Source organism: Frigidibacter oleivorans (assembly GCF_003993775.1).
In the GTDB taxonomy this organism is placed as follows: Bacteria; Pseudomonadota; Alphaproteobacteria; order Rhodobacterales; family Rhodobacteraceae; genus Frigidibacter; species Frigidibacter oleivorans.
This window is the reverse complement of the sequence record NZ_RJRZ01000005.1, coordinates 206839-230636: the sequence shown is the minus strand read 5'-3', so window position 1 is coordinate 230636 and position 23798 is coordinate 206839. Positions and strand designations below refer to the sequence as shown.

The 23798-nt window shown below is 62.3% G+C and carries 29 protein-coding genes and 4 pseudogenes; 9 read left to right on the top strand and 24 right to left on the bottom strand.

The features are described from left to right. Positions 1-146 precede the first annotated feature (146 nt). Positions 147-491, top strand: a complete 345-nt coding sequence (locus tag EEY80_RS09635) for a hypothetical protein (RefSeq protein WP_205749074.1) — start codon at positions 147-149, stop codon at positions 489-491. A 175-nt stretch (positions 492-666) separates the two neighbouring features. On the opposite strand, the gene EEY80_RS09625 is transcribed toward EEY80_RS09635, so the two are convergent. From EEY80_RS09625 to EEY80_RS09575, 12 genes and pseudogenes are all read right to left on the bottom strand, one after another. Continuing rightward, entirely contained in the window at positions 667-912 is a 246-nt protein-coding gene (locus EEY80_RS09625) for a hypothetical protein (RefSeq protein WP_126976339.1), read from the bottom strand. Then, positions 909-1583 carry a YcbK family protein gene (locus EEY80_RS09620; protein ID WP_126976338.1) on the bottom strand — a complete coding sequence of 225 codons (675 nt, stop codon included), beginning with the start codon at positions 1581-1583 and terminating at the stop codon, positions 909-911. The genes EEY80_RS09625 and EEY80_RS09620 overlap by 4 nt, the downstream gene beginning before the upstream one ends. Before the next feature lie 81 nt (positions 1584-1664). Continuing rightward, positions 1665-1955 (bottom strand): DUF6127 family protein, encoded by a 291-nt coding sequence (locus tag EEY80_RS09615; RefSeq protein ID WP_126976337.1) that lies wholly within the window; start codon positions 1953-1955, stop codon positions 1665-1667. Continuing rightward, positions 1952-2161 carry a hypothetical protein gene (locus EEY80_RS20440; protein WP_235829772.1) on the bottom strand — a complete coding sequence of 70 codons (210 nt, stop codon included), beginning with the start codon at positions 2159-2161 and terminating at the stop codon, positions 1952-1954. Before EEY80_RS20440 ends, EEY80_RS09615 begins: the two co-directional genes overlap by 4 nt. Further along, on the bottom strand, positions 2158-2949 hold the full coding sequence (locus EEY80_RS09610) for an FscB (RefSeq protein WP_235829771.1): 792 nt from the start codon (positions 2947-2949) through the stop codon (positions 2158-2160). The genes EEY80_RS20440 and EEY80_RS09610 overlap by 4 nt, the downstream gene beginning before the upstream one ends. Next, positions 2946-3812, bottom strand: coding sequence for an SPRY domain-containing protein (locus tag EEY80_RS09605; protein WP_126976336.1), 867 nt, complete (start codon positions 3810-3812; stop codon positions 2946-2948). Before EEY80_RS09605 ends, EEY80_RS09610 begins: the two co-directional genes overlap by 4 nt. After that, positions 3809-4378 (bottom strand): DUF2793 domain-containing protein, encoded by a 570-nt coding sequence (locus tag EEY80_RS09600; protein ID WP_164738212.1) that lies wholly within the window; start codon positions 4376-4378, stop codon positions 3809-3811. The genes EEY80_RS09605 and EEY80_RS09600 overlap by 4 nt, the downstream gene beginning before the upstream one ends. A 1426-nt stretch (positions 4379-5804) precedes the next feature. Next, positions 5805-6006 (bottom strand): annotated as a pseudogene (locus EEY80_RS20670) (hypothetical protein); the annotation flags it as partial. Further along, entirely contained in the window at positions 5999-6178 is a 180-nt protein-coding gene (locus EEY80_RS09590; protein ID WP_126976333.1) for a DUF7697 family protein, read from the bottom strand. The pseudogene EEY80_RS20670 and the gene EEY80_RS09590, both read right to left, overlap by 8 nt. A gap of 50 nt (positions 6179-6228) precedes the next feature. After that, positions 6229-6666: a hypothetical protein gene (locus EEY80_RS09585; protein WP_126976332.1), complete on the bottom strand. Its 438-nt coding sequence runs from the start codon at positions 6664-6666 to the stop codon at positions 6229-6231. 2 nt (positions 6667-6668) lie between these two features. Next, a complete protein-coding gene (locus tag EEY80_RS09580) occupies positions 6669-7613 on the bottom strand; it encodes a phage tail tube protein (protein WP_126976331.1) in 945 nt (314 codons plus the stop codon). A gap of 26 nt (positions 7614-7639) precedes the next feature. Next, positions 7640-8062 (bottom strand): acyl-CoA transferase, encoded by a 423-nt coding sequence (locus tag EEY80_RS09575; protein WP_126976359.1) that lies wholly within the window; start codon positions 8060-8062, stop codon positions 7640-7642. An 87-nt stretch (positions 8063-8149) separates the two neighbouring features. Between EEY80_RS09575 and EEY80_RS09570 the strand changes: the two genes are divergently transcribed. Further along, positions 8150-8806, top strand: coding sequence for a hypothetical protein (locus tag EEY80_RS09570; protein ID WP_126976330.1), 657 nt, complete (start codon positions 8150-8152; stop codon positions 8804-8806). A gap of 38 nt (positions 8807-8844) precedes the next feature. Here EEY80_RS09570 and EEY80_RS09565 read toward each other — a convergent pair whose 3' ends face one another. From EEY80_RS09565 to EEY80_RS09515, 11 genes and pseudogenes are all read right to left on the bottom strand, one after another. Continuing rightward, entirely contained in the window at positions 8845-9468 is a 624-nt protein-coding gene (locus tag EEY80_RS09565; protein WP_126976329.1) for a DUF6441 family protein, read from the bottom strand. Then, positions 9465-9779: a head-tail joining protein gene (locus EEY80_RS09560; protein ID WP_126976328.1), complete on the bottom strand. Its 315-nt coding sequence runs from the start codon at positions 9777-9779 to the stop codon at positions 9465-9467. Before EEY80_RS09560 ends, EEY80_RS09565 begins: the two co-directional genes overlap by 4 nt. Before the next feature lie 12 nt (positions 9780-9791). Continuing rightward, the gene (locus EEY80_RS09555) at positions 9792-10814 is read right to left on the bottom strand and encodes a major capsid protein (protein WP_126976327.1); all 1023 of its coding nucleotides are present in this window, start codon (positions 10812-10814) and stop codon (positions 9792-9794) included. Positions 10815-10840: 26 nt separating this feature from the next. Next, positions 10841-10963 (bottom strand): annotated as a pseudogene (locus EEY80_RS20435) (head decoration protein); the annotation flags it as partial. A 17-nt stretch (positions 10964-10980) separates the two neighbouring features. Beyond that, positions 10981-11124 (bottom strand): annotated as a pseudogene (locus tag EEY80_RS20430) (DNA cytosine methyltransferase); the annotation flags it as partial. A gap of 45 nt (positions 11125-11169) precedes the next feature. Then, a pseudogene (locus tag EEY80_RS09540) lies at positions 11170-11754 on the bottom strand (helix-turn-helix domain-containing protein); the annotation flags it as partial. Continuing rightward, the gene (locus EEY80_RS09535) at positions 11751-12146 is read right to left on the bottom strand and encodes a VRR-NUC domain-containing protein (protein ID WP_126976326.1); all 396 of its coding nucleotides are present in this window, start codon (positions 12144-12146) and stop codon (positions 11751-11753) included. The gene EEY80_RS09535 and the pseudogene EEY80_RS09540, both read right to left, overlap by 4 nt. Beyond that, positions 12143-12340, bottom strand: a complete 198-nt coding sequence (locus EEY80_RS09530) for a hypothetical protein (RefSeq protein ID WP_328590521.1) — start codon at positions 12338-12340, stop codon at positions 12143-12145. Before EEY80_RS09530 ends, EEY80_RS09535 begins: the two co-directional genes overlap by 4 nt. Further along, the gene (locus EEY80_RS09525; RefSeq protein WP_205749073.1) at positions 12319-12855 is read right to left on the bottom strand and encodes a hypothetical protein; all 537 of its coding nucleotides are present in this window, start codon (positions 12853-12855) and stop codon (positions 12319-12321) included. The genes EEY80_RS09530 and EEY80_RS09525 overlap by 22 nt, the downstream gene beginning before the upstream one ends. Before the next feature lie 297 nt (positions 12856-13152). Further along, positions 13153-14109: a hypothetical protein gene (locus tag EEY80_RS09520; protein WP_126976324.1), complete on the bottom strand. Its 957-nt coding sequence runs from the start codon at positions 14107-14109 to the stop codon at positions 13153-13155. Then, positions 14096-15697: a hypothetical protein gene (locus EEY80_RS09515; RefSeq protein WP_126976323.1), complete on the bottom strand. Its 1602-nt coding sequence runs from the start codon at positions 15695-15697 to the stop codon at positions 14096-14098. Before EEY80_RS09515 ends, EEY80_RS09520 begins: the two co-directional genes overlap by 14 nt. A 538-nt stretch (positions 15698-16235) precedes the next feature. On the opposite strand from EEY80_RS09515, the gene EEY80_RS09510 reads away from it, so the two are divergent. Beyond that, positions 16236-17576, top strand: coding sequence for a DUF2384 domain-containing protein (locus EEY80_RS09510; protein WP_126976322.1), 1341 nt, complete (start codon positions 16236-16238; stop codon positions 17574-17576). 213 nt (positions 17577-17789) lie between these two features. Here the strand turns inward: EEY80_RS09510 and EEY80_RS09505 are convergent, their stop codons facing one another. Next, entirely contained in the window at positions 17790-19439 is a 1650-nt protein-coding gene (locus tag EEY80_RS09505) for a recombinase family protein (protein WP_126976321.1), read from the bottom strand. A 36-nt stretch (positions 19440-19475) separates the two neighbouring features. Between EEY80_RS09505 and EEY80_RS20270 the strand changes: the two genes are divergently transcribed. The 6 genes from EEY80_RS20270 (at position 19476) to EEY80_RS09475 (ending at position 23798) form a co-directional block, all read left to right on the top strand. Then, positions 19476-19712 (top strand): hypothetical protein, encoded by a 237-nt coding sequence (locus EEY80_RS20270; protein ID WP_205749072.1) that lies wholly within the window; start codon positions 19476-19478, stop codon positions 19710-19712. Between the two features lie 290 nt (positions 19713-20002). Next, positions 20003-20305: a hypothetical protein gene (locus EEY80_RS09495; protein ID WP_126976320.1), complete on the top strand. Its 303-nt coding sequence runs from the start codon at positions 20003-20005 to the stop codon at positions 20303-20305. Beyond that, the gene (locus tag EEY80_RS09490) at positions 20302-20733 is read left to right on the top strand and encodes a PIN domain-containing protein (protein ID WP_126976319.1); all 432 of its coding nucleotides are present in this window, start codon (positions 20302-20304) and stop codon (positions 20731-20733) included. Before EEY80_RS09495 ends, EEY80_RS09490 begins: the two co-directional genes overlap by 4 nt. A gap of 36 nt (positions 20734-20769) precedes the next feature. After that, positions 20770-21552, top strand: coding sequence for a DUF5131 family protein (locus EEY80_RS09485; protein WP_036638519.1), 783 nt, complete (start codon positions 20770-20772; stop codon positions 21550-21552). A 27-nt stretch (positions 21553-21579) separates the two neighbouring features. Next, on the top strand, positions 21580-22848 hold the full coding sequence (locus EEY80_RS09480) for a three-Cys-motif partner protein TcmP (RefSeq protein WP_126976318.1): 1269 nt from the start codon (positions 21580-21582) through the stop codon (positions 22846-22848). Beyond that, positions 22845-23798, top strand: coding sequence for a restriction endonuclease (locus EEY80_RS09475; protein WP_126976317.1), 954 nt, complete (start codon positions 22845-22847; stop codon positions 23796-23798). The genes EEY80_RS09480 and EEY80_RS09475 overlap by 4 nt, the downstream gene beginning before the upstream one ends.

Sequence of the window (23798 nt, the reverse complement as noted above, 5' to 3'; positions counted from 1 at the left end):
CCCAGCTTCCTGCTCCCGCAGGATCGCAATGATCTGCTCTTCCGTGAACTTCGATCTCTTCATGTCCGGTCCTTTCCTTGGGCCGGACTCTAGCATCAGATGGACGAGTGATCGGGGGTCACAGCAAACCCCTTGGGTTTGTTGACGTGATTGAACATCAGCTTGCCGGCGGCAATCGATGCGACATCACAGCCTCTATCCAGACGCCCGCAGGGCGCAAGATGCTGGTTGTGGAAGTTAAAGGCCAATGGAATTCCGAGCTTTTCACGGCCGCCCAGTTGCAGCTTGCAGATCGCTACGCGGTACATCCAACCGCAGAAGAACAAGGTGTCTATCTGGTCCTCTGGTTTGGCGCCGATGAAAAGATCGCAGGCCTGAAGAACCACGAGAACTTGCAGGCTTCTGATCTGAAGAAGAATCTTGAGGAAGGTCTGCCCATTGAGCTTGTGGGCAAGGTTGACGTAGTGGTTCTTGACCTCTCGAGGCGTTGAGGGTCTGCATTAGCGTCGTCCTCAACTGCACGCCCGCGCTTGATCCCGCAGCACGGCATAGTCGCTCAGCATCCGCACGATGGCGGTCCCTTCCGGCAGTGCTTCGACCTCGTCGGCGGCCCGCGCTTGCTCGGCGGCCGTGTACTCAACCACTGGCGGGCAGGGCGCCCGTGCCTCAGAACCGCCCATCGCGCAGCCGGTCAGCCAAAGCATCGCGATCAGGAGGGCGGCGGGCGGCGGCGTCGAGCATCTTGCGGTGGATGGCATCGTTTCTCTCTCGGACATCAAGGCGTTCGGCCGCGCGCCCAGCGCGTTCACCGGCGCGTCGCAGGTTCAGCAGAAATAGCAGGATCGCTGCTGCGGCGAGGATCAGGCCCAGCGCTTTGCGCGCCGGGCCAAGGGTGAGGAGCCTGCCGATCACCGCTGCCCCCGGTTCCAGTCGTCGATCCGCGCGTGGATCGTGACGGCGATACCGATCAGCGCGATGACGATCAGCACCCAGCGCAGGGTGTCGAGATAGGGCACCAGCGGCTGGATCACTGACTGGGTTTCCGCAAGGACGTCCTGCAGCACCTCCACCCCGGCCGCGCCAACGGTCGCGGCACCCGCGGCCCCGCCACCGCGCAACGTGCGGCTTTCGGCCAGGACTTCGCGCGCAGGCGGCAATTCCGGTGCAAATGGGACGGGCCGCACCGGGAAGGGATCGCCCCAGGATCGGGCAGGCCCGAGATCGATGTGCATGAAGCCGGAGCGGGGGTAGTACCCGAAGCCGAGGAACCCGACCGCACGCGCTGCTGCCTCAAAGGCAACAGGATCATGGTTCGCCATGGCGATGTCGAAGGCGGTGCCCTGCATGTGCTTCGAGGCCGGAGCCCCGCCGACAGCGCGGTTGTGTTCGGGGCTGCGATAGGCGGAGCGCACGATCAGTGGCTTGCCCAGCTGGTCACGCAGGGCCTGCAGCTTGTCCAGGGCCTCGGTGTTGATCCTGATCGCGCCGGTGCCGCGGCAGGCGATCTCGGCGGGCGAGAAGCTGGGCCAGCGCCACGCCTTCTCGGGAACGTCGCGCCAGGTCGGAAAGGAAAGGGTCGGCATGGGAAATCCTCCAAATGGAAAAACCCGCCGAGGGGCGGGCCGGGTGGTCGTGTTGATGGTGAGATGGGCGGTGTCGCCCCGTCAGGGCCCGCTGCCGAAGATCTTCAGCTTGAGGGCTATCCCCGCAAGCAGCGCCAGGATGACGCCGGTGGTGATCAGGTGAACGGCACTCTGCACGGCCGTGCGGCGGACGAAACGGATGGCATCGAGCAGCGCGCGGAGATCCCGGATGTCGAGGGCGGCTTCCTTGCCGTCCAAGCCGACATCGGCCAGCGCACGCTTCGCCCCCTCTTCCGCCGCCCGCGCGAGGAGCTCCTCGAACTCGGCATCCGGCATGCGGACATGGCCCTCTCCGGAACGGCGCGGGCTCATGCGGAGAGGATCCCGACTTCGGCAGGCAGGGTCACGCTGGTCCAGACGCTGCTGTCAGCCGGGTTCAGTGCCCAGGTGGAATAGACCGACCTCGGCGCGAGCGCCGGCACACTGACCGGCGGTGCATCATGATTGACCCCGCCCATGCGCAGGAAACCTCCCGTAGCCTGCGGCCCGACTGTCCCCGCCTGCGCGATCTGCTTCACATGCACGCCTGCGATGGCCGCGACAGCCGCGGGCCCGGTCGGCCCCGTGAGCGAAACGACAGTCGCTGCCCGGCTGCGTTGCTCGTTACGCGGGTGCCGATATCTTCGTCCTTCAGGGCATCGATGCTGCCCGCCATCTGGCTGAAGGTTGCGATGGCGTTGGGCGTGCGCCGCACGAAGCGCCGCCCGATGGTCGACACCCCGTCCAGCACCGCGAAATGCGCATAGTACCAGGTGCGGCTGCTGGTAGAGCCGTGCAGTCCGACATTCGGGAACACGATCTGCACCGGCTTGCCCTTGCCTTGGGAGTTGGCGGCCGTGGCCGAACTTTGCAGCACGCCATCGACATAGAAGTCGATGGTGATGCTGGCCCCTACCGCCACGCGGACGTCGATCCATTGCGGCTGGCCATTCGACGGGCTGTAGCTTGAGTTGCCCTGCACGACCGTGTCGCCACGGGCGATAGCATGATAGCGGCGGGTGCTGGTGAGAGGCTGGATATGCGCGATCCGGACGAAGTTCGCGTCGTAGAAATCGACGAACCCTGCATTGCCTTCGGTGATGAGGTCGGCTTCCCCGCTCGGCGGAACATACCGAAACCCCAGCCAGAGATCGCCAGAGGGTGCCGCAAATCCGAGGGAAAATGGCATCGCGAAACTGCGCGATCCACTAAAGCGGATGCCGTTCACGTCGAGGGAGGCGTCGAACCCGATGGCGGTCGTGTTCGCGAGTCCGGAGATGCCCGAGACGTCGGTCGGCTGGTGGCCGAGATGCAGGATGTAGCTCATGGCAGTTCCACTTCGATGTAGAGGTTGGCTTGGGTCCAGGTGGTCCCGCGGCCCCCACCGTGCTCGATGAAAAACGCGGTATCTGCGGCGGTGAGATGTGCCCCGCCACCCCGGCTGATCCAGAGGGAGGCTCCCGCTACGCTGAGGCCTCGATCCCAGCCGATCTCGAGGAAGGCTGCGGCGTCGAAGATGCGGAGGTCGGGATCGAGGTAACCAAGCGCAGTCACGCCGGGAGGCACGGGGTAGCTGAACTGGGAGGGGAGCGAGCGAAGCGTGCCGCCATCTCCGTGATTGCGCCCCTGGATTTGCGGATAGAAAGCCGAGCTTCCGCTTGCGGTCCAGGTCGCGGCGCCGCTCACCGGATCGTCGCGCCAGATTCCGTTCTTCCCGATCCATAGGCGGCCCAGCGCCGGATCGAGGACGAACATCAGCACATCATTCGCGCCGAAGGTCGGCAGACCAGTCAGGCTTTGTTGGGCCGTTGTAGTGGCCGAGGACCAGAGTGCGCCGGTGCCCCGCCAGCCGATCGAACCCAGCGTGATAGGGTTGAGGCCAACATTGAACTCCTCGCGCTGCGCGGCCGCGACGACGCCCATATAGCCGTCGAAGGTTGCAGCCCCCGGCGCGCAAAGGACTTCCCAATAGCGCCGCCCGTCCGTGGGCAGGACCGCCTTGGCTGTCGGCACCCAGCGCATGTAGTTGGTGCCGCCCGATGTGTTCACGGCAGTCTGGTTGTTGTCCGACAGGGTATAGCCTGGAGGGCGGCGGGTGGTGTCCAGCTGCCAGACCGCGCCGATATCGACCGAGGGCGCCGCATCCCCGGCTTGGGCGAGTAAGGCGCCGCGCATCATCAGAAGGCTCATGCGACAGCCCCCGCCAGCGCGCCCTGAATGATCCAGGCATCAGCCCCGCGCTTCACGAGGGCAGCACCTGACCACTGACCGTCGAGGGCAACGGAACCACCCACGACGCCATTCAGCGACACCCCTGCCGCGGCTGCCACGGTCGCGATCCCGGCACCGACCTGTGTCACGTTGATCAGCGATCCGATCTCGAAGGGAACGGTCGCTTCGGGTGGAATGGTCACCGTGACGGCCGACGATCCCGTGGTCTCGAGAATGCTGCCCAGATCGACGGCTTCCAGCGTGTGGCTGGTCGCGGTGAGGGTGCGGATGCGCACGATCCCCGAGCGCGGCACCTCGACCCAAGCCCCCGCGGTGAAGCGCACGTGCCGCGCCTCGTCGGCAATCCAGATCTGCCAGCCCTCCTGCGGGGTCAGGTAGACCCATGCCGCGGCCCCGGCGGGCGACTGGTCCCAGAGGGCCAGCGCATTGGGATTGGTCCCGGCCGCGGCAGGCACGATCAGCATCTGGCCCGCGTTGCCGGTGGTGGGCAGCGGCGTGGTGCGTGAGGTCGCGCGGGCCTGCACGAGGGCCGAGAGGCGGCGAAGGGTGCGGTCAGCCGAAACCACCGCGCCTCGCGGTCGGTGACCCAGCTGCCTTCGACCAGACGCCGGGACCGGACCGCGAGTTCGATCTCGGCTGTACGATCCGGCGCACCGAGTTCCGGGATGGCTTCGGGCGCGAGGGTCCAGCTGGCGGCACTGCCTGTGTCGATCACCACGCCCGCGGGCAGGATGGCCGCTCCCGTATCCGGATCCACCCAGCGCACCTCAATGATGTAGCCGACCCCCGGTTCCGGCCCGATTGAGGCCCCGGTATGATCGACGATCACGGGGCTGGTCTGGGTCAACCGGTCGCGATGGGTCCAGATCAGGGCAAGTGAGCCGATGACCAGCGCATCGACATTCGGGGCGTAGCTGCCGTTGCCTTGCACACGGCCGGGCGGCAGGGGGTGGATGGCGCGACGGTCGAGCGTCACCGCATCTTCCGGTGTCAGCGCGAAGGCCAGCGTGCCGCGCCCGGTCTCGGGCAGGAGGCGGGCTGCCAGTGTCTCGCCTGCGGCCCAGCTGTCCTCGGTGATCCGTGCCATCTCGTCGAAGAAGATGACCGGCGTGCCCGAGCCGTGCGCGCGCGGGACGGTGTCGAGGCAACCCCGACCTACGCTGATGCTGTTCTGCGAGATTCCGTCGACACGGACCAGCTCGCCACCGATGCTGGCGAGTGTGCCGATCTCGACCTCGCCGATATCGCGCCAGCCGGTCACCGGGATCACCCGTGCTTCCGGGCTGTCGGTCACGTCGGCGGCCAGCAGTGCCGTCGGGGCGAAGGCGACCACGCCCTCCTGCGCGGGCCCGGTGCCGGGGTCGACCCAGAGCTGGGCGGCCAGCGCATCGGCGCTGGGGCGTTCGCCGGTCGCGACCAGCGCGCCTGCATCCGGATCCTCGGCGAGGCGGCGGTCCGCCTCGCTGTGGCCAAGCTCACGGACGAGAAGCCAGTATGGGGCTTCCTCGACCATGCGCCGCGCGAGTGCCCGCGGCGGGGCAGCGACGCCCGTGCCCGTGCCCGTCGGCATGCGTCCGCCCGCGATGGCGGTGGCACCCAGCGCGAAGACGTCCTCGGCGATCTTGAGCCGGATGCCATTGTCGCGCCCGTCGCCCTGTCCGATCTCGGAGATGCGCATCACCACGTCGTCGAGCCCCAGCCGCGTTGAACGCAGCCGGATCACATCGCCGGGTCCGAGATCCGCGCCCTCGCGATTGACGACGATCTCGCCGGTCAGGAGCGGGGCAGACAGCGCGCGCAGGTCGCGTTCGGCGACACGCACGGCGACCCCGACAGTCCGTGCCCCTGACGCCCAGCGCTGGAAGCTCTCGGGTGTAGCATTTGCCACTTGCGCGAACTGCCGGATCTGGTCGGCGCTCTGGGCCGCGTTGCGCACGATGATGCCAAGCCCCGCGGTGGCGGCAGAGGCAGCCGCAGCCATGGCGATCCCGGCACGGCGCGCGAAGGCGGCAAGCCGGGTGTTCGCAGCCTCCATCTCCCGCGACAGGCGCCCGAAGCCGCGCGTTCCGGCCTCGCCGATCCCTTCCAGTTCCGCGCGCACCTGGCGGCCGCCGATAGCTGCCAGGCGGACAGAGACCCGTTTCTCAGCCATCGCGGCGACCTTCTCTCTCTTCGTTCAGCTTGCGCACCATCGCGGCCTCGATGACAGGCAGGAGTTCGACGACGGCACGCGGGGAAATGCCCATGGCGGATGCCATGGCCAGTGCGGCCGTCATGTCCCAACCGAGGACAGCGCCGGGGATGGCGCGGATCTGGCCGCCCATACGCTGCGCAAGATCCCAGACCTGCCAGCCCTCATGGCTCAGCGGTGCGTTCAGGATTTGCGGGCAGTCCGGGCAGCGCCCTTCACAGGCCTGGCAGTATCCTTCGCCCCCGCCGAAGACCCAAGTTGCGAGGGCGCCGAGACGTTTTTTTCCGCCTCGAGCTTCAGACCCTTTGCGACATAGGCGGTCTGGAACTTCCAGAAGATCGGCCAGAGATCGAGAAGCGCGTCGATGGCGTCAGGGCTGACCGGGATCGCGGCACCATTGGCGTCGCCCACGCCCTCCCAATCGACGATGGCGCGGACGGCGATGGCCTTGGCGAAGATCACGGCGATGCTGTCATCTGGCGTGCCGGGGGCGATGGTACGCACAGCCGGGTCGGTGCGGGCTGCGACCATGATGGCCGTCGTGAGTGGTTCCACCTTCACGCGCACGCCCGGCGCAAGGTCGAGCCACACAGCCTCACGGACAAGGTTCAGACGCAGCATGATCAATATTCCTCGATGTCGTTGACGAGCGTGGCGGTACACATCCGGCCCAGCGAGGCATCCCGCGCGGCCTGCCAGTCGAAGGTGGCTTGGATGCCTTGCGGCCCCGGGATCTCGATGCGCGGCCGGGGCAGGTAGACGGCATGCACCGTGAAGCTGAAACTCTCGCCGGAGGGCAGGCTGTAGGCGAAGGTCAGCGCGCAGGGATCGCCAGCGATGGCCTGATTCACCAGCACCTGATCTGCGAAGCGCACTTCGATCTTGCCGGTCAGCGCGGCAATGGACGGGTCTGCCCCATCGATCCGGCCGTCCGAACGGATCGTCTCCACCCGGTCGAGGTTGTTGGCATAGGTGATCTCGGCCGAGATGATGTTGCCGAGCGGCTGGCCGTTGCGCGTGATGGCCCCGTTGAAATGCCCGAAGCGCTGGAGGTCGAGGTCAGCCAGCGTTCCAGCTGCGGAGGCACTGGCGATGGCTTCACCCTGCGCCACGAGGCTTGCGGTCGCGGTGAGCAGCCCGGAGCGCTGCATCTGCCAGCTGAGACTGTCACACACGCAGCCTGAATACATCGCGAAGCGCGGCACCTCTGGCATGCCGGTCTCGATGGACATCGACGGCAAGGACCAGGCGCCGGAGCGGAACTCGTGCGTGAAGGGGCCCGGTACAGCGCCGGTCGTGACGGGCGACCCGAAGGTCGCCTTCAGCCAGAAGCCGAAGGCGGATGCGTCGATAGGGACGACCACATTGCCGTCCGCCGTCACCGCATCCTTGATCGGCGCCAGCGGGTCGCGGCCATAGCCCAGAAGTTCGCTGTTCAGAAGCGGCTGTTCCGATCCCAGCGTGGTGCTGGCAAACGGCATCTTGGTGAAGCCGCTCGCAGGCGGGGTGCCGTAACTCGTCTCGAACGCAAGCGCCATCTGCGCCCGCGCGCCTTGCGCACGTGCCATTGGGGGTCTCCGTGGAATGTGGGGTGTCAGGTCAGGGGGCCGGTGGTGGTGTAGTGCAGGACGACGGTGATCACTGCCGCCTTCAGCGCCGCTGCGCCCTCGACGGGCAGATCGACGGATGACGGGGCTTCGGGTTCAACCCAGTCGCAGAGGCCGCCCAATGTCCGGTCAGCTTCCAGCGCCGCACCGATGGCGGCGACCAGGTCGTCAAAGGCGCTGGTCCGGTCTGTGCCCGCCTGGACGACGACCTCCAGCTCGGCCCGGTGCTGATAGTGGTAGCGGAGGGACGACAGTGTCACCTCCGGCTCTCCCGGCTGGCCGTCGCGCAGGATGATCAGCCCAGCCGCGGGGATCCGCTCGGGCAGGACCGCGTCACGCAGGGTCAGGGCGGCAAGAGGCTGCAGTCGCGCGTGGAGCGCTGTGAGGACAAGTTTGTGGGTGGTGAGCATTTCTGGACAGCGAAGGTATGCTTTTTGGTTCACCGCGCGTTTCACGGCGTGTACCCTCTCAAAGGGTGGAGATCGGGAAGGTGAGAAATGTTTGAAAGGTTAAAAGTGGGAAGAGTAGCCTGGTGGCTATCCCTGATTTTGTTCGTTGGCGGTTTGCTAACCGCATACATTATTCACCTGAATGGCCTGTCATTCTGGCTTCAGCGTGCTAGTTTTTGGCACTCGACGGCTGCAGTACTCATCGCTAGCGCTGCTTGCGGCCTGTTTTTCGTGGCATCCTCCAAACGAATACAGGATATGCGCGCCCCTAAAGGATTGATCTGGTGGGCCCCATTGTTTCCAGTTTGGATTCTATTGCTGGGCATCATACCTGGATCTACTGAGCAGAACCCAGAACCATTCAAGACTTTCAAAAGGCGCGCACGCTTGTCTAGCTTGGTGTTCGCAGGTTTCACAGTAGTGGCTGTTACAGGCTATATTTTCATCAGGACAGATATCAGTGAAATTTCAGTAACTGGGATCGAAAATTCTGATGATGTGTCGAAGTACGAAGCGCAATTCACCGCAGCAGCGAATTCGTTGATTGCAGAGCGTCGATGCTCTGCCGAAGATTTCGAGGAAATGGGGGGATGGGTAAAGTCAACCACTCATCGAGATAAGCCAATCTACTTCACTTACTGTGGTGGCATGACTGCCGACAATCGCATCTATCTTGACGTGTCGACTGGGGCGATCTTCCGTTGAGAAGTTGATGACATGGGACGTTGGCAGAGTTTTTTTACCTAGGGCGTTTCCCACCCCGCCACAATCCGCCCCGGCACGCCGTCGATGGCCCGCTCGGCATCCCGCGCCAGATCCAGCCGCTTGCGCAGCTTGACCTGCGGCACGAGGAGGAAGATCGGCACGGTCGTCAGCCCGCGCCCGGTCTTCGCGCGGGATGCCACTGCGCGCCCCTTGCTGTTTAACCGCCCCTCGGCCACCAGCAGGCTCGGCCCGCGGCGCCGGTAGATGAACCGCAGGCGCAGGCCGGTTCGGCGCTCCCATTCGCCGGGTGTGATGCGCCCGCCGCGGGTGGATTTGCCTGCGGCGGCGGTGGGGATCGCCAGCCAGAACCCGTTGCGCGAGCGGATCAGGGGCCCGGTGTCATGCGCACCGACGATCACCGGAGCATTTGACAAGACCAGCGCCGCGGCGTTCAGGCTTTCGCCGCCCTTGGGATAGTTGGCCAGCCGGATCGAATTGCCGAGCCGCGTGCCGAGGCCCGCGCCGGTGATCTGGCCGCGCGAGGCGGATTTGAGGCCCGCGCCCGCCTCGCGCATGGCGGTCGTGACGGCCTTCTCGCCCACGGCGATTTCGGCCTGCATCAGTGCCGCAAGGTCGGGGCTGATTTCCAGCTTCAGCTTCATGCTGGCCTCAGATCGAGGGTCCAGATCAGCCGTTCGCGGTCGCGCAGCGGTTCACCCTGGATCACATGGCTGTCCGCGCCGATGACGATCACATCGCCCGGGCGCGGGGCGGGGAGGTCAGTGACGCGCACGTCCACCACGGTCGTATCGCTGAAGAACCGCCCCGCGCCGAAGTCGGTGACGCGGTCGGGCGCGCGGCGGATGATGCGGATCGGGCGTTCCTCGGACGTCGTGGCCGAGATCCAGAGGGCCGGGGCCGCCATGGTTGCATGGGTGAAGATGCGGTCCATGGCAGCGGCAAAGACGGACATGGGCGGCGTCCGTCAGTTCGACGTGTGCAGCCGGATCGCCAGCCGGGGCCGCTTGTTCACCGGCAGGATCGAGGCCTCGGTCATGACGTCGATCCAGCGGCCCTTCTCGTCGAGATGCTGGCGGGCGTAGAGCGGCAGGCCAATGGTATTGGCGGTTTCCAGCAGGTTCGCCGGGCCGCCATAGGTGGTGAAGGTGTCCATCGTACCCACGGGGAAGGCGACGCCCTCGTTCGCGGGGACCAGCCGTTCGGTCGCTTTGGTCGAGAGGGTGACGGTGCCAGAGTATTCCTCGAACAGGATGCCGCCGAAGGGGAAGTTGCGGCGAACGTCCTCGCGCAGGGGCTGGGCGCCTGTGCTGGCGTAGAACTTGTAAGCCTCTTCGGTCTTCGGGTGCGCGATCAGCTTGTCGAAGAACTCGCGGCTGACGAGGGCATGCACGCTGGTCATCGCTTCGCCCAGCAGGTTGTCCTCGATGGCGCGCAGCACCTCGCGAACCTTGCCCTGCACGTTCGTTCCGGCCGTTCCGAGAACGAAGTCGACAGAGATCTGCGCGAGGCCGAATTCGGTGAAGTAGTTGTAGAGGGTGGTGCCCGCCCCATCCTTCACGATGCCGCGGAGCGCGTTCATCTCCATGTATTCGCGGGTCTGGGCATGCTTGCGCCGCATCAGCAGGAGCTTGCGGTTCATCACCTCGACGAGGGGATCGGCGGCATCGAAGGCGCCGAGGGCGGGCTGTCCCTGGATGTCGGCAGGCAGGACCACGTCGTCATGCGGGATCCACGGCAAGGCAAAGCTGCGCATGGACCGGCTCTCGCGCGTGCCGACGGAGGCGGGGCCGCCGAGCGGGACAGAGGGCAGGAGGCTCAGGACGCCTTCGTACTGCTCGATGATGACCGAGCGCTGGCTGACCCCTTCGAAGCGGAAGAGGCCGATCTGGGCAAGGCGGGTGTAGAGGTTGGGCAGGATGTTGATGGCCTGCGTCATCTCGGCCAGCGAGTAGCCGCCAGCGTCGAAGGGATTGCGGACGAGGGTCATGGGGGTGCTCCGGGGGATGAGGGGGATCAGACGCCGTCGCGGGCGATGATGCCGACGGCGGCCAGCTGGCCGATCTTGGTGGTGATCTTCGCTGCGTCATCGACGGTGGCGTCGTAGGCGAGCGCTGCACGCGAGATGATCGCGGGGCCAGGATGAAGATGCGCTGCCGCTCGTGCGGCGCGCCGACCTCTGCTGCCGAGAACAGGCCCGCCGCAGGCGTGTAGCCCAGTCCCCACAGCTCTCGCAGGACGGTCTCGAGCCCGAGGGTGACGTGCCCTGCGACGTTTTCGAGGAAGACGCATTCCGGGCGGCATTCGCCGATGACGCGGGCGACGTCGGGCCAGAGATGGCGGGGATCCCCGAAAACCTCATCGGAAATCGCCGCGCGCGCCTGCGCGCCCTCCTCCTCCTTTACTGGTTTACTTAGAGGTTCCCTTACAGGGTTAGTGTCCGAATTTCGGACACGGCTTTCGGCATTTTCCGGACACGGGTCTGCCGGAAAATCGGACACGGCTTCTGCGCCGAGCCCGTGTCCGAAATCCGGACACGGCAGGGCGTCGGCCGCGGCATCGACACCACAACCATCGGCATCGCCGAGGCTTTCCGCGCCGTTGTCGTCCCCGTGTCCGATTTCCGGACACGGCACCACAGCCACGGGTGTGAAGCCCGGCTCGAACCCCAGGATGTAGCGGGTCGGCAGCTGGCGCTTGGTCACGGGATCGAGCCGCGGCACCCGCCGCAACAGGCCCACTGCCTCCAGCTGGCCGAGGTGATCGTTCAGCGTGGACCGGCTGATCTCACAGTCATGCGCCAGCCGGTCTTGCGAGGGAAAGCAGCCGTAGTCGGGGTTGAACCGGTCGCAGAGGTGCCAGAGCACGATCTTGGTCGTGGGCTTCAACCCGCGCTGCTTGATGGCCCAGTTGGTGGCCTCGTGGCTCATGGCGCGGGCCTCCGCGGGGCAGGGGCGATGCGCGTCGTGAAGCCGTGATCGGCCAGCGCGCCCAGCGCATCGTCGAGACTGCGCACCAGCGCCCAGCCGAAACCCTGCGCCTGAACGGCGTCGCGAAACGCTCCCTGCTCCGGCCGCAGCCGCCCCTTCGGCGCCTTCAACTCGAGGAACAGGATTCGCCCGTCGCAGATCACCATCAGATCGGCGAACCCGGCGTGGACGCCCATGCCGACAAGGATCGCCTGGCGCTTGGCCCCGCGGGGCCCGGCCTCGGTCACCTCGTTGGCGCAGTGATGGATGATGGCGCTGCGGGGCAGGGCGATGCGCAGCGCTTGCACCACAGCTCGCTGCAGATCGGCCTCGGGGGTGCCGCGGCGCATCATCGCGCGGCCCTCCCCTGATCCTCGCGCTGGGCGCGCCGCACCGCCCGCCGCGCGTCAACGACCACGAGCAGGCGCTGCGCCTCTGCCCGTTCGGCCGAAGTCTCGCCATGTTGGGCGAGCACATTGCAGGCGAGCCGGATCAGGAGATCGCTATGATGCGCGACATCGGCGATCACGGCGCGCGCTTCGGCCACGACCGATCCGCGAACCAGTCCTGCATCTCGGCGACCAGCTCGGCCTGGGTGGCAGGCAGTCCGTGATCATGGATTCGCACGATCAGGGCAATGTTCATGCCCTCCCAATCGTAGGGCGTGGCAGCACCGGGCCCGCTTGGCACACGCCGCACCATATCGTTCTCTTCCTCGAAGCCATGCACTTCATCGGCCATGATCATCATGTCCGCGACCGCCACCGTGACCCCGCCGACAGGATCGGTGATGATCTGCCATTGGCCCTTTTCGCCCGTCATGATCCGGCGCACCACGCCTTCGGTCGGACCGGTCCCGCAGCGCCGGAACAACGGCATCAGGTCCATCGGCGAGAGGACCACCCGACCGGCGACGATCTCCTCGCCACAACGCACCAGGCCGATGCCGGTCATGATGCGGAATTTGCCCGCCGCTGCCCAGCCAGCGACGTCGGCGATGTTGCAGCCCCAACGGGCCGTGACTTCTTGAAGGGTGTAGAAAACGCGCGGCGGCAGAGCCATGACAAATCATCCTCACATGAACCGAGGACGGGCCGAACTCATACCGCCTGCAGCCCGTGCCGGGGCGGCACGGGTTAAGTGATCGGGCGCAACGACACGAGAGGCGCCAAGGCACCTTCGGTCAGAGCGACTGGTGTTCCGATAGACCTGTTATGCTTTTGGTTGAGGGCTGCTCTCCTCAAGGATGCACCGTGACGCGGGCTTCGATTCGGAGCAAGGGGGTGGCCAGCACGATACTGTGGACAAACGAGGTGAAGTAGATGGACGGTCGTGCTGGCTACCTTGGAACGTTCGGCCTCAGTGCTCCTGCCGCGGATTCCAGCCATCGCCCCATCGACAAATCCGCCTTGCTGCTGTCGTTTGCGGTCGGCTTGCTGACAGCTGCTCACGGCTCGGCTCCTGCGTCAGCCATTCCATGGGCGCAAGAACCTTCGCCCCACTCAGATGCGCTTCGACGGTTTCTGCGCCTAGGAGGAACCGCTTTTGCCTTTCCGGCATGTTCATTTGTCCTATGGCGGATCTGGACTCATCTGATGCATGTCTGTTGCCCGCAGAAGGTGCCGGCGCCTTGGCTATGCCGATCCCCTGCAAGGCATAGGTCCGCTCGAGCCATGGTACGAGGGTCGGACTTTCACGCATAATCGCAGACCGCTGCAATTCCAGCATCTGCTCCCAGGAGACCACTGGGGCGTTTCTTGAAAGCGCGGTAGCCTCGTTCACCATGGTCGATCCGACAAGGAAACAACCGACCTTGCGCTCGATGGCGCGCATGGAGCCGAGACGGGTGTAGGCCCGAAGCTTGCTCGCATCCTTTTCGGTCGGACGAACCTTGGGGCGCTTCACTTCGAATGCTACAAGTCCGGGTCCCAGATCATCTTCAAAATGCAGAATGATGTCCGGGATGAGGAATCGACCATCAACGCCCGGGAAAGAGCCGACTGTGATAGCTTCCTCACAGGCGTATGCCCACCTGACCCGGCGGAGGTTCCTCACCTTGTGCCCGCACGCTGCAAGGAGCGGGGCGAAGCTCTCGGGAGACTCGAGAACTGCCCAGTTCTGGAACAGAACTGGCGTCATGTTGTCTTCCGTTCCCCACCAGTAAAACCCGCGGCCGCGTTTGGTCGTGTTCATCGTGTGGTCGGCCCAGATGCGGCGCAGCGCGTAGTATTCTTGGCTGGCGCGCTCGGGCAGGGCGGGAAGGAATTGCCACCAGTAGGTCGCTTCGGGGATCAACTTGGCATTATTCGGTGTCATTTCTTGTCCCTTGGTCCTGTGTTTCCCCGAGCGACTGAGGATGCTGAGCGGATTTCCAGGAAGCCATCAGCCGTTCCTGCGCCGCGATTGCTTCAATACGGCGTTGTTCCACCAGATGGACGGCTTGCCGCCGAAGTGCTGCGGCCTGGTTGAGCAAGGCCTTGTGGATCCGACCCTTGTGAAGGGCGGCTTCCACATTGAATGCGTTTGTGCGAACTGGACTCAGGAGTGGTAAAGCCTTCCCGTCCGCATCGTGAAATGCGTCTTCCCAGAGGTTGCCGGTCGGCGGGAGCACGAGCCCGGGACGCTCAGTCCACGGTTCCCCATCAAACGGGGACCACGGGCAGATCGCCCCTTCGCCGTCAAGTGCGTGATCGCCAATCAGCCAGTGGTGCAAGTGATCGACCGACATGCGGTAATAGACCACGTAGTCACCCCCGGAATTGAGAACTCCTGGGTATTCGACGGGATCGCATTCCCAGGAGTAATCGTCGCCAGGACCGGCTATTTGATGATCCAGTCGATCCTGATCAGGATCGAACTCCAGCTTGATCCGTCGCCAGCCGCCGTCATGCAGAACTTCCTGCTGGACTGCCAATGTATCCAACCAGTGGAGTGTGCCGAACACCATTGACACGTGCGGCGACGATGACGGGATGCGCAGCCCCACAAGGCCCCGCGACATCAGGACTGGACCAACTTCGCGGTCGTTCAGCGGAGCGATGGTCAGATGGATGTCTCGGTATTGGATTATCCGCGCCTCACGACGCATGAAGATGCCGTCCCGACGAGCGGCGCCAGGCTCCGCCGCGATGCAGGCTCTGCCTTCTTCGATTCCGACGGCGAGGTCGCCCCATGCGAGAGGAATGCGCAACAGCGGTACCGACGGAAAAGGAAAGGTCTCGTCGATATTGATGTCGAACAGTGGGGATCGATCGACTGGACTAAAGTCGCGAGCGAAATTGCTGGTCGTGCCAAGTTGCAAGCGCTGCTCGAGGTATCGCCACGTTAGCGGCATAGAATAGAGACGGCGGAAGACATCCATCATGCCGGTTTGTACTGCGACCCCCTGACAGACTGCTGTGAGCATATGGTGCAGTCGGCTGATCGCATCCCAGTTGTCCTCAGCGCTATCGGGAAGCGGCTCGTCTTTCCACATCCGGGCGGCCTTCAGAAATGAGATGAGTGAGTTCTCAATATCTTCACCAGCGAACTCGGCGAGCGCTTGAATGGCGGAGAGATAGTGGATCAACGACTTCTGAGGGATTGACCGATATTTCGGATTTGACCTGACGGTGGTGTCGACCTGTTCAACTCCCTTCGGCAACTTCCACTTCGCCACATCAAACGTCTCGGTCCTGTGGCCGTATTCATCCAGGATTTCTATCACGCGGCCTTCAAAGGCACTCCGCCCACCTTTCACTTCCCGAATGATCGCATTGTATCGCTTGCCGAGCTCGAACGCTGCGTCGAACCGCTGGCGTTCCCGGAGCGTGAAGCCTTGCCGGGCATCTCCGAGCACCGCGCGGAGGCGTTGCCGGTCGTGGTGATGCACCTGCTCGGAAATGCCTCGCTTGGCTTCGCTCATTTCATGCCCTCTTGGATCGGGCGATGGCCGCCCTGGACCGCACGGGATAGGCAGTGACGACAGATTGGCTGTCATCGCTGACGATGACCGCGTAGCGTGAAAGTCGCTGGTCAAGACGCTCGCGGGCGGCATGGGACCGGCTCACTCTGATCAGGCGGCAATTGTTGCCAACGTGAAATTCAAGATCGGCATGGAACAGAAGGTCACGAAGCAAGTCGTGCCTGATGCCGCGTTGCTGGCATCGCACTGAGGCATGGTGGCTGAGCATGTTGGTTCTCCCGACGTTTCCTCAGTGATACCGGCGGATGGCCGTTCGCAGGAGTCTTGGCAGCATCAAAAGCCAAACTTCTCAAAAGTAAATCGGAGAGTCTTGCAGACTCACTGATAGCATCGTGCTATCTTGTGACCGTCCGTCTGTCTCTTGCTTTATGTGCTGCGGTGCTCGCTGGCCAAGTGATGGTTGCTCGGTGCCTGCCTCGGTCTGGCCTGACGGCTGAATATCCGTATAGGAAGAGGTGATCCGTGGCTGCGAGGATTGATGGCTGAACGCAACGATATTTCCGGCCTTTTGGCCTTCATCGGCCGAGAAGGTGACTGGCGCGAGCGGCTGCAGGATGTTGTCGCCGAACACCTGATGCCCGCGCTGGAGGAATTCGAGATCGATCAGGAAGGCTTGGCCGACCTGCTAGGCGAGCAGTGGTCAGGCGTCCTCTGGGGCTGCGGGTTCGAGGATTTCCTTGGCCAGCACTATGAGGACGGCAACATCGTCGATCTCTACCTGAAGCGGCGCGGCTGGAAGGAAACGGCCTTGAACCGGGCATATTTCACTGCCCTGCGGGATGCGCCGGTCAGCCTGTACGAAGTGAGCGAGGTCCAGCCGGGCACATCGATGGTGCTGCGCGATCTTCTGTCGGATGCCGCCCCGGTCACGGTGCGCGAGAAGTCCGCCACGCGCACGTTGAAGCAATGGGACCGGATTGCCGTGCGGGTGGTGCCCGAACGCGATCACCATGTCATCTCAGGAGCGCTGTTGCCCTTCCGCACTGAAGCGGTGGATTTCCTGTTTGCCGGGTTGCGCGACGCCCTGAAGCTGAAGAAGCCGGATGCGCTGCGGCTCACCCGCGACCAGCTGCTGGGCTGTGCACCCATCTTCACCTCCGCCTGGCTGTTCATCGAGATCGACCGCGCCCTCACCCCGGCGCAACCGCGGTTCACCAATTCGGACGGCGATGATGTGCTGTTCCACGACCTGCGCTACCCGCTTGCCAGCGGCGTCACGCAGATGGCTGTGGCCGAGCGGCTGGACCGGGTGAAGGGCTTCCTGCCCGAGGGACCGAAGTTCTGGAACTGGCTTGCCGCGCGAAAGGCGCGCGGCGGCAAGGCAGGCGGCGGCATCATGCTGGACACGCAGATGGAGGGGGCCACTGTTCTGGGTTCCGTCGAACTGAAGGGCAAGACGCTGCTCGTGACCGTCAATTCGGCCGAGCGGGCGGCGAAGGTCCAAACGTTGATCAGCGCGGCCACCGGGGATCTGCTGAGACCGCCTTTGACGACGATCCGGACGGTGGATCAGATGCGGGCCGACCAGCGGCGTGATGCGTCACGCGAGGCGACCGACGAAATCCCGCCAGAGATCGCGCGCCAGCTGATGCGAGATCATCTTGACAAGCACTACCGCGAGACCCTGGATGCGCCGATCCCCGCCTTGGGCGGCAAGTCGCCACGCCAGGCGGTGCGGACGGCGGCGGGACGCGACAAGGTGATCGACTGGCTCAAGATGCTGGAAAACCGCAGCGCCGGGCAGGGGGAAGGCCCGATTGCCGAGTACGATTTCGGCTGGATGTGGGGTGAACTTGGGCTCGAGGGACACCGAAAATGATGCCTGAGGCATGGAGAAATGTTTATACTCGGCCAGTGATCCGTGCGGGCTACATCAACACCACATCAACCTGCGACTGCGTTCTTCGCGCTGTTTTTGCGCGTCTATGCACGCGAATGCTGACGGATGCGAGGGAAAAAATCACGCGGAAACAAAGGCTTGCGCCGTAAGTGGCTGGAATTGCTGACTATTCGGTTTTGCCCGTCCATGGGCTCATAACCTGAAGGTCGCAGGTTCAAATCCTGCTCCCGCAACCAACGATCCCTGCGATAGCAGGTTGTCCAGAGCCTCGGCCTCCGAAAGGAAGTCGGGGTTTTTCTTTCCTGCAGCAAAGCGCAGGATGGCACCCAGATCTCCACGCAGCACAATGGCAAGTTCGCCGTCCTCCGGGATAAGGGTCACCTGATCCACAAGGGAACGAAACACCTCGGCAGCTTGTGCTCTCTCTTCTTCGCGCTGGAGATTCTCATAGAGCTGTCTAATTCGATCCTGGTAGATCTGCGCCATGTTCGGGTGCAGCAACGGCGGTGGCTCGTCGGCATTGGCCAAGAGTTCGGTTAGTTCGGCTTTGCGCGCCTCAAGCTTCTCGGCCTTGTCCTTCAGCTTGGCAGGCGGAAATCCCTGCAAAATGGCATCCACCATTTTGTCCAGCTCCCGATCAGTGCGCTCCAGCTCGCTCTTCCATACTTCCAGATCAGCTCCGCGTTCCATGCGAAGGCGGTTTACCTCCTTTGTGAACTCGGCACAGAATTCCTTGAACAGTTCAGGTTCCATCAGATGCTTCCTGAGGCCGTTCAGAATGGAAGCTTCCAGTGCATCGCGTCGGATGTTCACTCGGTTGTCACAAGTGCCCTTGTTGCGGGCTGTTGAGCACCCCATGAGGTCTTTCGAGATCATCGAGTACCCCCCTCCGCAGCAGCCGCACTTTATCAGCCCCCCGAACAGGTGCTTTGGGCGACGCCGGTTGTTCATAGGGTTTGAACTCTTCTCGGATTTGTCAAAGGCAAGGCTGGCTTGCCGCGCCTTCACGGCATCCCATAGGGACCGGTCAATGAATGCGAGCTCCGGCACCTCCTGAATGACCCATTCGCTCTCCGGGTTTGGGCGCGAGACGCGCTTGCCGGTATCCGGATCCTTCATGTAGCGCAGGCGATTCCAGACCAGCTTGCCGATATAGAGCTCATTGTTCAGGATACCTGTGCCACGCTTGGGGTTTCCGTGGATTGTGGAGGGCCCCCATTCTTTGCCTTGCGGCCCAGGGACGCCCTCACGATTCAGCGTCATGGCAATGGTGCGGGAGGACTTGCCTTCAAGATAATCCTTGAAGATGCGCTGGATGGTGCTTGCCTCGGCGGTGTTGATCTCCCGGTGACCGCGCTCGTCCGGATCGGCGGTGCGTACGACGTTATATCCGTAGCAGAGACCGCCTCCGGATTTTCCGCTCTCAACCCGGCCGCGCAGGCCACGGCGAGTCTTGTCGGCGAGATCCTTGAGGAACAGCGCGTTCATTGTACCCTTAAGGCCGACATGCAGATGCGTGACCTCGCCTTCTGAAAGGGTAACGAGCTTCACATCAGCATAGGACATGCGCTTGAAGATACCGGCGATATCTTCTTGGTCCCGGGAGAGTCGGTCCATCGCCTCTGCGAGGATCACGTTGAAGCGGCCGTGTGCGGCATCGGAGATTAGGGCTTGAATGCCTGGTCGGAGCAGTGAGGCGCCCGAGATTGCATGGTCCGAGTATTCCTCGACGATCTGCCAGCCCTGCTTCTCGGCGTAGAGCCGACACATCCGGAACTGATCTGCGATCGAGGCATCGCGCTGATTGTCAGACGAATAACGAGCGTAGAGCGCGACCTTCATACGGCGGCCTCCTTACTTGGGGAGGCGGTCCTGTTCATGATGAGCCGTCTCGGCGTTGACAAAGTCGCGGGCGGCCTGGCGGGCCAAGAGGCGGACCAGATCGCGGAGGCGGGCATCAGGCTCGGCGCCCGCGAGACACGCGGCGTCGGTGTCCGCCGCTTCGACGGAGAGATGCAGTGTCTCCGCTTTGGTTTGTCGCTGTCGTGCCAAGAGGTCGCCATCCGTTTCTCGCGCGTTGAGGTGCGCAAGACAAAGAATGACATTTCGAAGTGATTGCTCAAGGGAAAATAGTATGTAAAAACAGCGTGTTGCCTGTGTTTCTGGCGCATTGCGTCGTGCCGGATCGTAGAAACGGATATAGCCTCGTCGTGAATAACGGCGGGCAAAATCTCTATTGTCTGTTTGATCGCGATGTACATCTAACCCATGCTGCCTTGACGCCGGACCCTGTGGCACATTTCGGGCACGCGTCCAACTTGGCGCGACTGCTTGCTCTTCGGCACGGCAGTTGAAAAGCCAATGTTTCTTGGTATATATATCCTGATATAGCATGGAGATCGGCGATGAGCAACGCTGCACAGAAACGAGCGATCAAGAATTACCGCGCGCGCCTGACACAGCGCGGCTTCAAACGTTTCGAAGTCATGGCTCTCGAAACCGACCGCGAACTGATCCGCTCGCTTGCTCGCCGTTTGGCCGAAGAGGGGCCAGAAGCGGAAGAGGCGCGCGCCGCAGTGAAGGCTGTCGTGGCGGAGGAGCCGCCGAAGTCCGGTAGTATTCTGACCGCCTTGCGCCGTTCGCCCCTGGTTGGAGCCGAAGTCGAGTTCTCGCGCTCGCGCGATGAAGGGCGAAGGGTCGATCTGTGAGCCGTTACCTTCTAGACACCAACATCATCAGCAATATCGTCAAGCCGAAGCCATCTGAACCTCTGATGAAATGGATGGCAGCTCAGCGGGATGAGGACCTCTTCATCGCATCGCTGACCATAGCCGAAATACGACGCGGCATTCTGGAAAAACCACGTGGCAAGAAGCGCGATGCACTTGATGCTTGGTTTTCAGGGCCGGAGGGCCCGCAGGAGTTGTTCATGGACCGAATCTTGGCCTTTGATGACAAGGCTGCCTTGATATGGGCACGACTTATGGCGGACGGGACATCTGCGGGCCGCCCACGGAGCACGTTGGATGTGATTATCGCCGCCGTCGCGGGAGCCAACGATTGCGTGGTGGCAACAGAAAACGAAAGAGATTTCTCCGATATCCAGTTCATCAACCCGTTACGCGGTACTGACTGATGTGCTGCCGGAACGATGAATGCGCGGGAGGCCGACATGGCTGAAACACAGATTGAATGGACAGATGCCACGTGGAATCCGGTAGCGGGGTGTTCGATCGTTACAGCCGGCTGCACCCATTGTTACGCGATGGAAATGGCCAAGCGGCTCGAAGCGATGGGTGTCCAGAAATATGCAGGACTAACTCGCAAGACGGGTCGGAGGACCGTTTGGAATGGAGTCGTGCGTGAGGATCGGCAGGCACTGACGATTCCCCACAGATGGCGCAAGCCCCGAAAGATCTTCGTTAACTCGATGAGTGACCTCTTCCATGACCAGGTGACTGATGAATTCATATTGGACGTTTGGCAAGTCATGCGTGAAACGCCACGCCATAACTACCAGATTCTGACCAAGCGTCCCGAGCGTATGGCAGAGTTGGTCAGCGGCCGCATCGGAGAGGTCCTGCCCAACGTTTGGCTTGGTACGAGCATCGAAAACGCTGAAGTCGTTGATCGCATCGAAGACCTCCGCCGGTCACCTGCAGCGATCCGCTTCATTTCTTTTGAGCCGCTGATTGGTGCCGTTGGTGCAATTGATCTTCAGGATATTCACTGGGCGATTGTGGGCGGCGAAAGCGGAAAGTCCGCCCGTCCAATTCGCGAAGAATGGATTGATGAAATACATGCCCAATGCCTTACGGCAGGGACGGCATTTTTCTTCAAACAGTGGGGAACTTGGGGCAAGGACAACAAGAAACGCTCGAAGAAGGCCAACGGGCGAGAATATCGTGGACGCACCTGGGACGAAATGCCTGCCGCCCCGCAAGCGGTTGTGTAAGAGTTTAGAGATAGGCGGGGAGGCAACATGGTCGAAAAAAGATACGAATGGGCAGATGGCGCGAAGCTCGAAGAGCATTCGCGGCGCAAACACAAGATTCTTCGTGAGTACGTCTTTGATTATCTTACCGTTCGCTGCAAATTACCCCAACAGGAACGTTTCAGGCTTGCAATAGTCGATGGGTTTGCTGGTGGGGGACGTTACCAGTGCGGAACGCCCGGGTCCCCGCTGATTTTCATTGAAGAACTCAGGCGCGCGACTGAAGCGGTCAACACACAGCGGGCGGCGCAAGGTTTGGGCGCTATTGAGGTCGAGTGTCTTCTCATTTTTAATGATGCCAGTCGGGATGCGATCGAACTATTGAAGACCCATGTCGCGCCACTGCAGGCAGATATCGCGGAAACATGCCCGAAGCTGCATCTTCGCGTGGAGTACCTGAATGAGTTCTTCGAGAAAGCTTACCCGAAAACCAGGGCGTTGCTGGAGCAGGGCCGTTATCGAAGCGTATTGTTCAACTTAGACCAATGCGGGGATAGCCACGTCGAGCGTGACACGATCGTCGACATCATGCGGACCTATCCAGCGGCTGAGATCTTCTACACGTTCATGATCAGTTCTCTGTTGGCCTTTTTGAAAAAGGACCAACCAGATCAACTCACTGCCCGATTGGACTATCTTGGGCTCAAGACCGCCGATATCGGTGAACTGAACGGGGTCATGAGCAAGAATGACTGGCTCGGCACGGCTGAAAAAATCGTTTTTGACGTGTTCCGGAGATGCGCTCCCTATGTAAGCCCGTTCTCGATTAATAACCCTGGTGGCTGGCGGTATTGGCTCATTCACTTCGCCAACGCTTGCCGTGCGCGGCAGGTCTACAACAACATCCTGCATGACAATGCAACGATGCAGGCACATTTCGGTCGGTCCGGCCTCAACATGCTGTCTTATGATCCGCGGCATGACGAAGGCATGCTCTATCTGTTCGACAGTGATGCCCGTGCGTCCGCGAAGAGCCAACTCCTGGGAGATATTCCGCGTCTTGTGACTGAGACAGGTGATGCGATGCCCGTTATGGATTTTTACGAGAGCATCTACAACGTCACACCTGCTCACGCCGATGACATTCATACGGCGATTATAGAGAACCCGGATCTTGAAGTCATTACACCTGCAGGCGGTGAGCGACGGAAAGCAAACACGATTGGGGTCAATGACGTCATCAAGGTGAAGACACAGCGCAGCTTTTTCCCGATGTTCCTCGATGCCGGTGCGGACGGAAAGCGTCGCAAAAGATGAGCGCCAGCGAAGCCCAAGATCCTGAATGGCGTGAATTCGAGCGTCTGGTTGCGAGAATAGAGGCTGATGCAGACCCCGGAAATGTGACTGTTACCTCTCCTGATCGTATCAGATGCAAGATTACAGGTCAGCTGCGAGAGGTCGATGCAAGTATCCGTACGTGGATTGGCTCCGCCGAAGTCCTTTTGACGATCGAGTGTCGGCGAAGGACTGCAATTCAGGATGTCACCTGGATCGAGCAACTGGCCGCGAAGAAAAAGGCGATTGGTGCAGATCGTACAATCGCGGTGAGTGCGTCAGGCTTCACCGACAGTGCCCAGAAGGTCGCCGAGCAATGTGGTGTTTCTCTTCGAAAGCTCTCGGAGATCGGGATTGAGGATGTCAATTCATTGCTGCAGGTAGACTTCGTGCTCTTCTGGCACAAAGTGTGCGTCATCTCACGAGTCGGAATTCGAAAATTTCGCTCGCTAGATTGGAATATGCCAGAACCGTCGGATGTTGACTGTACGCTACCCGAGGATACGGACCCTTTTGCATCCATCTTTCGTAACGAGGAGACCGGCGCGACCTGGTCTTTGAACGATCTTTGGCTCCAGCTTCAGGAGGCAACTGATCCGTTTGAAGGCATAGAAAAGGCCCAGTCACCCGTTTTCCGAACGGTGTGCTTTCCCTATCCCGGCGAGGTGACCGTCACGACTTCCGACGGACCCGTTCGGTTGGGAGACGTGATACTCACCGTTGCTCTCTGGGTAGAGGCGGAACACATTCCTTTCGATGAGGCCAACAGGGTCGAGTATTCATCCGGCGATATCGATGCCATCCAGCGCGTAGAATTTTCTTCGCAGCGGCGGATGGGAAAGAATCAGCGCATCTCCTTGCAGCTGCCTAAGCACTCGGAAAGTAATCGTGACCTAAGAGCAGGATTTTTTCAGCCTTCCAACGAAAAATAG

Excerpts from the sequence above, each read along its gene's own strand:
- EEY80_RS09620 (WP_126976338.1), bottom strand. The coding sequence starts at position 1,583 with ATGCCGACCCTTTCCTTTCCGACCTGGCGCGACGTTCCCGAGAAGGCG.
- EEY80_RS09615 (WP_126976337.1), bottom strand. The coding sequence starts at position 1,955 with ATGAGCCCGCGCCGTTCCGGAGAGGGCCATGTCCGCATGCCGGATGCC.
- EEY80_RS09610 (WP_235829771.1), bottom strand. The coding sequence starts at position 2,949 with ATGAGCTACATCCTGCATCTCGGCCACCAGCCGACCGACGTCTCGGGC.
- EEY80_RS09605 (WP_126976336.1), bottom strand. The coding sequence starts at position 3,812 with ATGAGCCTTCTGATGATGCGCGGCGCCTTACTCGCCCAAGCCGGGGAT.
- EEY80_RS09590 (WP_126976333.1), bottom strand. The coding sequence starts at position 6,178 with ATGGGCGGCCAGATCCGCGCCATCCCCGGCGCTGTCCTCGGTTGGGAC.
- EEY80_RS09585 (WP_126976332.1), bottom strand. The coding sequence starts at position 6,666 with ATGCTGCGTCTGAACCTTGTCCGTGAGGCTGTGTGGCTCGACCTTGCG.
- EEY80_RS09580 (WP_126976331.1), bottom strand. The coding sequence starts at position 7,613 with ATGGCACGTGCGCAAGGCGCGCGGGCGCAGATGGCGCTTGCGTTCGAG.
- EEY80_RS09575 (WP_126976359.1), bottom strand. The coding sequence starts at position 8,062 with ATGCTCACCACCCACAAACTTGTCCTCACAGCGCTCCACGCGCGACTG.
- EEY80_RS09570 (WP_126976330.1), top strand. The coding sequence starts at position 8,150 with ATGTTTGAAAGGTTAAAAGTGGGAAGAGTAGCCTGGTGGCTATCCCTG.
- EEY80_RS09565 (WP_126976329.1), bottom strand. The coding sequence starts at position 9,468 with ATGAAGCTGAAGCTGGAAATCAGCCCCGACCTTGCGGCACTGATGCAG.
- EEY80_RS09560 (WP_126976328.1), bottom strand. The coding sequence starts at position 9,779 with ATGTCCGTCTTTGCCGCTGCCATGGACCGCATCTTCACCCATGCAACC.
- EEY80_RS09555 (WP_126976327.1), bottom strand. The coding sequence starts at position 10,814 with ATGACCCTCGTCCGCAATCCCTTCGACGCTGGCGGCTACTCGCTGGCC.
- EEY80_RS09535 (WP_126976326.1), bottom strand. The coding sequence starts at position 12,146 with ATGATGCGCCGCGGCACCCCCGAGGCCGATCTGCAGCGAGCTGTGGTG.
- EEY80_RS09525 (WP_205749073.1), bottom strand. The coding sequence starts at position 12,855 with ATGGCTCTGCCGCCGCGCGTTTTCTACACCCTTCAAGAAGTCACGGCC.
- EEY80_RS09520 (WP_126976324.1), bottom strand. The coding sequence starts at position 14,109 with ATGACACCGAATAATGCCAAGTTGATCCCCGAAGCGACCTACTGGTGG.
- EEY80_RS09515 (WP_126976323.1), bottom strand. The coding sequence starts at position 15,697 with ATGAGCGAAGCCAAGCGAGGCATTTCCGAGCAGGTGCATCACCACGAC.
- EEY80_RS09510 (WP_126976322.1), top strand. The coding sequence starts at position 16,236 with ATGGCTGAACGCAACGATATTTCCGGCCTTTTGGCCTTCATCGGCCGA.
- EEY80_RS09505 (WP_126976321.1), bottom strand. The coding sequence starts at position 19,439 with ATGAAGGTCGCGCTCTACGCTCGTTATTCGTCTGACAATCAGCGCGAT.
- EEY80_RS20270 (WP_205749072.1), top strand. The coding sequence starts at position 19,476 with ATGATGAGCCGTCTCGGCGTTGACAAAGTCGCGGGCGGCCTGGCGGGC.
- EEY80_RS09495 (WP_126976320.1), top strand. The coding sequence starts at position 20,003 with ATGAGCAACGCTGCACAGAAACGAGCGATCAAGAATTACCGCGCGCGC.
- EEY80_RS09485 (WP_036638519.1), top strand. The coding sequence starts at position 20,770 with ATGGCTGAAACACAGATTGAATGGACAGATGCCACGTGGAATCCGGTA.
- EEY80_RS09480 (WP_126976318.1), top strand. The coding sequence starts at position 21,580 with ATGGTCGAAAAAAGATACGAATGGGCAGATGGCGCGAAGCTCGAAGAG.
- EEY80_RS09475 (WP_126976317.1), top strand. The coding sequence starts at position 22,845 with ATGAGCGCCAGCGAAGCCCAAGATCCTGAATGGCGTGAATTCGAGCGT.